We start from the raw sequence: 8382 nt of genomic DNA on the forward strand, positions 1-8382 counted from the left end.
GAATAGTGGACTTCAACATGACTGAGTAAAATAATGGTTCAAGCGAAGTTATGGAAATTAGAATAATGTTTTTGAATTTTAACAGTCGTAAATTTATTTTTAACAATTGACTGGTTTCCGGATGATTCCTCCCGGAAGAAAAGATGCAAAGAGTTAGGTTCCTGTTTCAAAAGTCGTATGTATTCCTTGCTTGTTGTTTTCGTACTGTCCGGCGTAACTTGGTCTTACAAAAGCTGACGCTTCTCCCTCGTTACTTTTGCACTAACGTTTGTCGTAACTCAGTCTTCAAAAGTTGACGCTTCTCCCTCGTTACTTCCGCACTAACGTTTGTCGTAACTCAGTCTTCAAAAGCTGACGCTTTTTCTTACTTTTGCTAAAAAAAAATCGAAAATGACTCTGATTCAGGATTTCAAAAATGGTGTTTGTACACTTACTTTAAACAGACCTCAGGTTTTTAACAGCTTTAATAAGGAAATGGCTTTGTCTTTGCAAAAGGCATTGGATGAATGTGAAAAAGATAATGCTGTTCGTGCAATTGTTATCAAAGGGGAAGGAAAGGCATTTTGTGCAGGCCAGGATTTAGCGGAAGCTACAGATCCGAATGGTCCGGAAATGCAGTCTATTGTGAAGGATCATTACAATCCGATTATCGAGCGCATCCGGAATATTGAAAAACCGATTATTGCAGGAGTAAACGGGGTTGCTGCAGGAGCAGGAGCAAACATTGCATTGGCTTGTGATATGGTGATTGCGAAAGAGTCAGCTTCATTTATCCAGGCATTTTCTAAAATCGGTTTGATTCCTGATTCAGGAGGTACGTTTTTGTTGCCGCGTTTGGTTGGTACTCAAAAAGCCATGGCTTTGATGATGACCGGTGAGAAAGTTTCTGCAAAAGATGCTGTTGCGATGAATATGATTTACAAAGCTGTATCCGATGAAACGTTTGAAGAGGAATTGATCCGGTTTGCTGAAAATTTAGCTGCTATGCCAACTTATGGTTTGGGGTTGACAAAACGCGCTATCAATGCAAGTTTTACCAATAACCTGACGCAGCAACTTGCTTTGGAAGAAGAATTGCAAACATTGGCGGGGAAATCAGAAGATTTTAAAGAAGGGGTAACAGCATTTTTGGAAAAAAGAGCTCCGGTTTTTAAAGGGAAGTAGATTTTTAGAGTCAGGACTAAAAATCCGATTCCTCGGTAAAATTTCGCATATTAAAGTATAACCATTATCTGCTTTGAGATGCGACATAATTTTAGAGAGTTGTCTTCCTGGAAAGTTATTTGGAATTGAAGTAGCTGAATTAATTGGAAAGCTGGAAGAAATTCAACGAATGATTGGAGGATAAAGAAGAAATTAAATAACTGAATAAGGTGATAGAGCAAATGAGTCTTGACTCTTGTCTCTGTTTGTCTAAAAAGATTGAATGAAAATGAAAATAGGCGTTTTAGGTGCTGGGACTATGGGAGCAGGAATTGCTCAGGTTGCGGCGCAGTCAGGACATCAAGTTGTTTTGGTAGATGTGAATCAGGTGCAATTAGATAAAGCAAAATTGGCTTTGGTGAAGGTACTTGACCGTTTGATAGAGAAAGGAAGCTTGGATGAATCCGGGAAAAACGAGGTTTTGAATAACATGCATTTCTCAACACAACTGGAAGATTTCCGGGGTTCCGGATTGGTAATTGAAGCCATTGTGGAAAAACTGGAAGTGAAACATGCGGTTTTCAAAGAGATTGAAGAAGTGGTAGGAATGAATTGTATTATTGCATCCAATACTTCGTCTTTATCGATCGCTTCTATCGGTGCGGTTTTGAAATTTCCATCCCGCGTGATCGGAATTCATTTCTTTAATCCGGCTCCGTTGATGCCGTTGGTGGAAATTATCCCGGCGGTTCAAACTAGCGAAGAAACCTTGTCGACTGCAAAATCAATCATTGATTCCTGGAAAAAACTGACGGTAGTTTGTAAAGACACACCCGGTTTTATCGTGAATCGTGTGGCACGTCCGTTTTATGGCGAGGCTTTACGCATTTATGAAGAAGGTCTTGCAGATTTTGCAACGATTGACTGGGCAATGACAGAAATAGGCGGATTCCGCATGGGGCCGTTTACGTTGATGGATTATATCGGGAACGATATTAACTATACAGTGACTGAAACGGTTTTTGCTGCATTTTACTACGATCCGAGATTCAAACCGTCTTTCACACAAAAAAGGCACATGGAAGCAGGGTTCCTCGGAAGAAAAACAGGAAGAGGATTCTATGATTATTCGGAAGGTGTTGAATTACCTGCTCCGACGAAAGATGAGAAATTGGGAAAGGAAATTGTGGACCGGATCCTGGCAATGCTTATTAATGAAGCATATGATGCGTTGTTTTTGAAGATTGCAAGCAGAGAAGATATTGATACCGCGATGACGAAAGGGGTGAATTATCCGAAAGGATTGTTGGCCTGGTCGGAAGAAATTGGATTGAAAACAGTTCTTTCCAGATTGGAAAACCTGTTTGCTGAATATGGAGAAGACAGATATCGTCCGAATCCTTTACTGAAAAGACTGGCAAAATAGAATTGGAGGGGAGGAAGTCCGGTGCTAAGAATAAGATTTCCATTATTTAGGAGCAAGGACTGCTGTGTTTTTAGTTTCTTCGTTTTAAAAGAAAAAATGATAACCCCGTGAAATGCATGTTGTGTTTCACGGGGTTGAGATTCTGACCGCATTAATTTGTTAAAATCATTTGTTTGGTATCAACAGGCTGGTCATTGGCGATTAGAATATAAATGTATATTCCCGGAGTAAATTCGCCTGCATTCAGTGTAATCGCACCATTGCCGAATTGGTGTATTTCGATACTCTTAATTTGTACTCCATTCGTACTATAAATGTTTAAGACAGCTTTTTTGGTTCTTTTATTCAAGTAATAATTTATTTTGCTGCTTTCATTGAAAGGGTTGGGTATGTTTTGAAATAACACGTTCTCATCGTCGTTTTTGAAGTTGTTATCGTTAGGTCTCATTTGATTTTCGCAACAATTTTTGACTTTGTTAATTCCAACTTCCTGTGTATTTATAATGTCTTTTAAGTTGTCGATCTGAATTTGTTGCTCCTTTATGGCTTCTATCAGTACGGGTATGAGACTTGAATAAGCAATTGCTTTTGTCGAGTCATGCATTAAGAAGACAGCTTCAGGAATGATACTTTCGACTTCTTGTGCTATTAAACCATATTCTTTCGGTTCTGTTTTTAAAGTAGAAGTCTTGTTGTCAGTATTATCATTTTTGTCTGGTATCAATGAGTCAGTCGCGTATTTTCGATTATATGTAACACCCCGAAGATTTTTGATTTTCATCAACGCTTCCCCGATGGTTTTTATGTTTGTTTTGAAAATAGAATCTGAAGCGGTTAAAAATCCTTGTCGTGTCCACACATAGCCATCTCCTTTTACGTAAAATACATCCCCGTTGTAGTATGTATTCCATAAATGATATGCGCAGGTGTTTTGGTAATGTATTTTGGTCCAGTTGGCTCTTCCCCAGTTTCCCTGGTAAGAGTTTACAAATAAACTTCCGTCATTTTCAACTTTTAGTTGAGAATGTAGTGTATTTGCATAAAGCAGTGCAATTGCAAAAATGCTGGTGATCTGTAGTTTCATTTTCATGTTGATTGGATTTTAATGAATAATGTATTTCGTTGGAGTTTATTGGATTCATTGATTTCTGTATTCCAAAAAACCGGGTAATCTTTAGTAATTTAATCAGGACAAACGTTGCAATGTGTTGTTGCAGTAAACGTACTTCCTAACGGAACAAAAAACTCACCGTTTAGTTCGATATAATCAGTAGCCCTTAACACAATGTTTGAGTTATTGGGAATGGTTGAATTGCTGAGAGAGTAAAATTTTTGAACGTTGTAATCGTGGCTGCTGAAATTAAAATTACTTTGGGTAATTCCGTTGCCGCAGTCTGTTTTCAATTTGTAGTATTTGAAATTCTTAAACTGCCAGAACAACGGAAATGACGTAAACTGATTGGGAGCTCCACCCCATGCATCGATTTGAAAAGTAAGAAAGACAAACATTGGATGTGTAGGAATATATTTGGAGTCTACTACTTCATAGACCAGGTTGTTGTTAACTAATACTTTGACATACTTTGGAGTCCAGATAAGAGCGTATTTATTAAAACTAGCCGATAGATTCGGAAAACCTGTATAAACCTTTGCAGTTCCATTCCAGGCTGCATTGTGGGTGGCAGAAGTACCACTATGAAATTGAGTTCCTAAGTACGTATCGTCACCGTTGGGTTCAAAAACATCAATTTCATCCCAGCCACCTTCACCGGTATGCATCCAAAAACCTCCCCAGGGGCCTTTGTTTCCGCTTGTAGGTGTTTTACTCTCAATTTCAAAGTAACCATATGAAAAAGACTTTTTACCGACTGTTTCAATTCCTCCGGAAATATAATTGTTTCCAATTTTCTCGCATTTTAGTGTAAGTGTTCCGGCAGATGCATTCACATTAGCAGCGCTATAGGTTTCAAGCCCCCAGGTATTGTTCGGAACAATATTCCATAGACTTGAATTGAAAGATGTGAAACCATCCTGCGTATCTATCACGTAATGAGCAGGATCTTCAACTGGTGTTTGTGCATTGATACTGAATTGACAACTACTTAGCACAATAAGAATAAATAATATATACTTCGTCATAATTAGTGAAGTTTAAGGTACATGTTAAATTTGTGGACATTCTTTAACTCCTTACCTGATAAGATGGATTCAAAGTAAATTCATCTGAAATGGTTTTGATCTGCTCTGAAATGACAAGATTAAAATCTTGTAGTGAATTGAAAATGATTGATTTAAAATGTCTCATAAGCGTATTAATGAACATGATTTCCTACTCTGTTAAGGCTTTTCGGTTTCCGCCGTAAATTACAATTGTAGTCCGGATGAATTTACAGCGGAAGTCCTGTTCAGATCAATACCATAAATGGTACTTATTATAATACGTTGATATTTTCCAGATAACTGATCCGTTGCGGAATATTAGAGGTCTCCGTTTTGGCAAGCAGGTTTTGATTTCATTATTTGTGAAATGCTGTGTCCTAAAATATAGGTGATGTAATAATTTTTCTCGCAGATACCGAGGATCCGGGACAAGTTTTTCGCAGGTAGTATGTAAATTGAATCTACGCTCCGATTATGTCGGAGTCTATATAATCTGCGCGACTTAAAAGTCATCAAAACTCTAGGGCAAGTCATTGTGAAAACATGCACTTTTGAATAGTGCTACGAGGTCTGTCATGTTGTTTACGTTTTAGGTAATATCAACAGTCCGAAAATCGTGTCTTATTTCCATGTTTTCAGCACTTTTTCTGCTTGTTTGGAATAAAACCCCTTTTGATTTTTGATCTTTTGGAATAATTCTTTTGAAAGAGCCTTTTCCCCGTTCGCCAACCTGCTTTGAGCCAAATACCATTCCGCTTCTTCATTGAAATTCGAAAATTCCAATTGCAGACAAGCAGAGAAATTAAGACAGGCATCGTTGTACTGACCTAAATTATAGTAACACCAACCGGCATAGAAGCGCGCATTGACATCATCCGGGTAGGTTTTGATGATTTCGTTGAAGCGCGAAAGCGCCAGTTTCCATTTCCCGCGATTGGTATAATTCAGCGATTTCTCCAAATAATCAATATAAGGAACGTTGATCCGTTTGACTTGTGGTTCTTCCTGGACAACGTCGTCTATATTTTCCTGGTCGGCGGGAATTCCGGTCAAAATAATTTGCTCGATCGGAACCGTGGGCTTGATTCTGTATTGTGAGTAATCAATTGCCTTGAGATCCTGAATGTAAATTTCCTTTGCGGTTTTTTGTTTCGAAACAGTTACAGGTTTCTGTTCGATTACAAGCGGTAAAGGCTCCAAAACGGTTTCGGGGAAGGGAATTTCGATAATTTCCTCCTTTTTTGTTTCCGAAGGTAGGTTCTTGATCTCGTTTTGAGAAGTTTTCACCTCGTTTACTGTAATCTGTTCTTTTTGTGGAATGACTTCAAGGGTATCTATTTCTTCCGGAATGCGGAGATCGGTATTTTCAACCTTTACGATTAAAGGGTGGTCTGTTTTTTTTGATGCAACGGAATCATCCTTCAAAAAGAGAAAAATAGCAGTTCCGACGATCAAAACGGAGAGACCTATTATATAAGGTGTAATTGAAGCTTTTTTCGGGAATTTCATTTTTTGATCCATCTGCTTCATTTGAGCAAACGAAACTCCGGAATTTTTCCATCCGTCAAGAGCATCAAGATCGAAATCATCCAGGGATTCATTGGAATGTTGTTCCGAAAAGTCTTGAAGTAGCTTTTCGAACGCATCTCGTGATATGTAATCTTTATTCTTCATGGCTTTCCATCCAGATTTTTAAATTTCGCTTTCCATTTTGAATAGCACTTTTTACAGTGTTTAGCGGAATGTCCAGTTCATCGCTGATTTCCTGGTAACTTTTATCCTGCAGATAAAACAGTTCGATGCAAATACGTTGTTCCTCTTTCAAATGTTGAATGGCTTGTTCCAGTTTTGTTAGTTTCAGTTCCCGCTCAAGCTGTTCTTCTGATTCCAAAGGTTCTGCTTGCAGTAAATTCTCGTGAATCGGAGTTTGAACGGTCTTTTGTTTACGCAGATGAATCAGGCATTCGTTTTTGGTCACCTGGTACAACCACGATTTGAAATGTTGAATCGCGTGTTTTTCTATTTTAAGGTTCAATTCTCCGAAAATTTTCATCGTGGTATCTTCGGCATCTTCATATTTTTTCAGGTATTTGATACACGTTCCCAAAACAAGATGTCCATAGCGTTCATATAATAAAGGTATCGTAAAGAGATTGGCTTCCTCTTTATAACGTTGAATAAGTTCCAGATCTGTTAGTGAACTATACCTTTTATGTCCGCGTTGAAACAACATCATGACATAGAGATGCATTAAATGAAATAATTCCATAAAATTTGATTACTCTAAAAGTAAGCACTTAAATTTACAAGTATTATGAGTGAAGTAAAAAGAATAGGAGTTTTGACATCGGGAGGAGATTCGCCGGGAATGAATGCCTGTATCCGGGCGGTTGTAAAAGCGGGAATCGGGAAAGGGGTGAAAATACTCGGAATTGAAGACGGTTATAAAGGAATGATTGAAAACCGGATCAAGGAATTGTCCTATAAAGATGTCAATAATGTAATCCATTTAGGAGGAACTATTCTTGGAACTGCCCGAAGTGATGCTTTCAGAACGTTGGAAGGAAGGCAAAAAGCGATTGCGAATTTGAAAGCACATCACATAGATGCATTGATTCTGATAGGTGGAGACGGAACCTTTGCCGGAGGAATGACCTTGACGAATGAATGCGATATTCCTGTTATCGGACTTCCTGGCACCATAGATAATGATATTCACGGAACAGATTTCACGATCGGTTACGATACCTGTTTGAATACGGTTGTGGAGGCGGTAGATAAAATCCGTGATACGGCTTCAAGTCACCACAGGGTGTTTTTTGTAGAAGTGATGGGAAGAGCTTCCGGTTATATTGCGTTAAACAGTGCCATTGCAAGTGGGGCGGAATCTGTTTTGATTCCGGAAACAGTTACAGATATCCCGACCCTGGCCAAAGAGATCAAGGATCAGAACAAAGGAATCCGGAGTTCTATTATAATAGTTGCAGAAGGAGACGAAGAAGGTGGAGCAAAAGAGATCATGGAAAAAGTGAAACCTTACTTAAAAGGATACGATTTACGCTATTCCATATTAGGACACATTCAAAGAGGAGGAAGTCCGTCTGCTTTCGACCGGATTTTAGCCACAAGAATGGGAGTGAAAGCTGTTGAATTACTCCTTGAAGGAAAAAAATCACTCATGATCGGGCAAATAGGACGGGATTTGGTGGTACGAAACATCCTGGAAGGAACTACCGGGACGGTATCTAACGACGATTCGGGGATTGAATTGCTGAAAGCTTTGTTGACGAAGAAATAAAAGAAAAAAAACTTTGAAGTTTAACTATTCATATTTCAGTGACTTAACAATGTTGATGGAAAAAATTGAACAAATTAATGTTTAAAACACTTGGAAAAGTAAAAAGAGTGCGTACCTTTGTCCCCGCTTAGAACGATAAGTGCTTCGGAAACGGAGAGTTGAAAATGAAGAAAAGGTTAACAAAAAGTTTTTAAAAAACTTTGCAGAATAAAAAAGTTGATTACTTTTGCAGCCGCTTAGAACGATAAGCGCTTCAGAAAGGGAGTATTTGAAAAGAGAAGGTTATCAAAAAAAAACTTTAAAAATATTTTGACAAAGGCTTGTTAAAAAAGAAAAGTTGATTACCTTTGCACCC

Annotated in this window: 7 protein-coding genes; 3 read left to right on the forward strand and 4 right to left on the reverse strand. The window is 38.4% G+C overall.

Going from position 1 to position 8382, the window contains the following annotated elements:
* The first annotated feature begins 390 nt into the window (after window positions 1-390).
* Window positions 391-1164: an enoyl-CoA hydratase-related protein gene (locus Q1V93_RS08410; RefSeq protein WP_300663710.1), complete on the forward strand. Its 774-nt coding sequence runs from the start codon at window positions 391-393 to the stop codon at window positions 1162-1164.
* Between the two features lie 268 nt (window positions 1165-1432).
* A complete protein-coding gene (locus tag Q1V93_RS08415; RefSeq protein WP_300663723.1) occupies window positions 1433-2569 on the forward strand; it encodes a 3-hydroxyacyl-CoA dehydrogenase NAD-binding domain-containing protein in 1137 nt (378 codons plus the stop codon).
* 151 nt (window positions 2570-2720) lie between these two features.
* Here the strand turns inward: Q1V93_RS08415 and Q1V93_RS08420 are convergent, their stop codons facing one another.
* The 4 genes from Q1V93_RS08420 to Q1V93_RS08435 all read right to left on the reverse strand — a co-directional run bounded on the left by Q1V93_RS08420 (window position 2721) and on the right by Q1V93_RS08435 (window position 6998).
* Window positions 2721-3659: a tail fiber domain-containing protein gene (locus Q1V93_RS08420; protein ID WP_300663713.1), complete on the reverse strand. Its 939-nt coding sequence runs from the start codon at window positions 3657-3659 to the stop codon at window positions 2721-2723.
* A 92-nt stretch (window positions 3660-3751) separates the two neighbouring features.
* Entirely contained in the window at window positions 3752-4708 is a 957-nt protein-coding gene (locus Q1V93_RS08425) for a glycoside hydrolase family 16 protein (RefSeq protein ID WP_300663715.1), read from the reverse strand.
* Between the two features lie 642 nt (window positions 4709-5350).
* Window positions 5351-6403, reverse strand: a complete 1053-nt coding sequence (locus Q1V93_RS08430; RefSeq protein WP_300663717.1) for a tetratricopeptide repeat protein — start codon at window positions 6401-6403, stop codon at window positions 5351-5353.
* Entirely contained in the window at window positions 6393-6998 is a 606-nt protein-coding gene (locus tag Q1V93_RS08435; RefSeq protein ID WP_300663719.1) for a sigma-70 family RNA polymerase sigma factor, read from the reverse strand. Before Q1V93_RS08435 ends, Q1V93_RS08430 begins: the two co-directional genes overlap by 11 nt.
* Before the next feature lie 45 nt (window positions 6999-7043).
* Here Q1V93_RS08435 and pfkA point away from each other — a divergent pair, with 45 nt between their 5' ends.
* Window positions 7044-8027: a 6-phosphofructokinase gene (gene pfkA, locus Q1V93_RS08440; RefSeq protein WP_300663721.1), complete on the forward strand. Its 984-nt coding sequence runs from the start codon at window positions 7044-7046 to the stop codon at window positions 8025-8027.
* The last annotated feature ends 355 nt before the right edge of the window (window positions 8028-8382 follow it).

The sequence above is a fragment of the Fluviicola sp. genome (genome assembly GCF_030151805.1).
Classification (GTDB): domain Bacteria; phylum Bacteroidota; class Bacteroidia; order Flavobacteriales_D; family Crocinitomicaceae; genus Fluviicola.

Excerpts from the sequence above, each read along its gene's own strand:
- Q1V93_RS08410 (WP_300663710.1), top strand. The coding sequence starts at position 391 with ATGACTCTGATTCAGGATTTCAAAAATGGTGTTTGTACACTTACTTTA.
- Q1V93_RS08415 (WP_300663723.1), top strand. The coding sequence starts at position 1,433 with ATGAAAATAGGCGTTTTAGGTGCTGGGACTATGGGAGCAGGAATTGCT.
- Q1V93_RS08420 (WP_300663713.1), bottom strand. The coding sequence starts at position 3,659 with ATGAAAATGAAACTACAGATCACCAGCATTTTTGCAATTGCACTGCTT.
- Q1V93_RS08425 (WP_300663715.1), bottom strand. The coding sequence starts at position 4,708 with ATGACGAAGTATATATTATTTATTCTTATTGTGCTAAGTAGTTGTCAA.
- Q1V93_RS08430 (WP_300663717.1), bottom strand. The coding sequence starts at position 6,403 with ATGAAGAATAAAGATTACATATCACGAGATGCGTTCGAAAAGCTACTT.
- Q1V93_RS08435 (WP_300663719.1), bottom strand. The coding sequence starts at position 6,998 with ATGGAATTATTTCATTTAATGCATCTCTATGTCATGATGTTGTTTCAA.
- pfkA (WP_300663721.1), top strand. The coding sequence starts at position 7,044 with ATGAGTGAAGTAAAAAGAATAGGAGTTTTGACATCGGGAGGAGATTCG.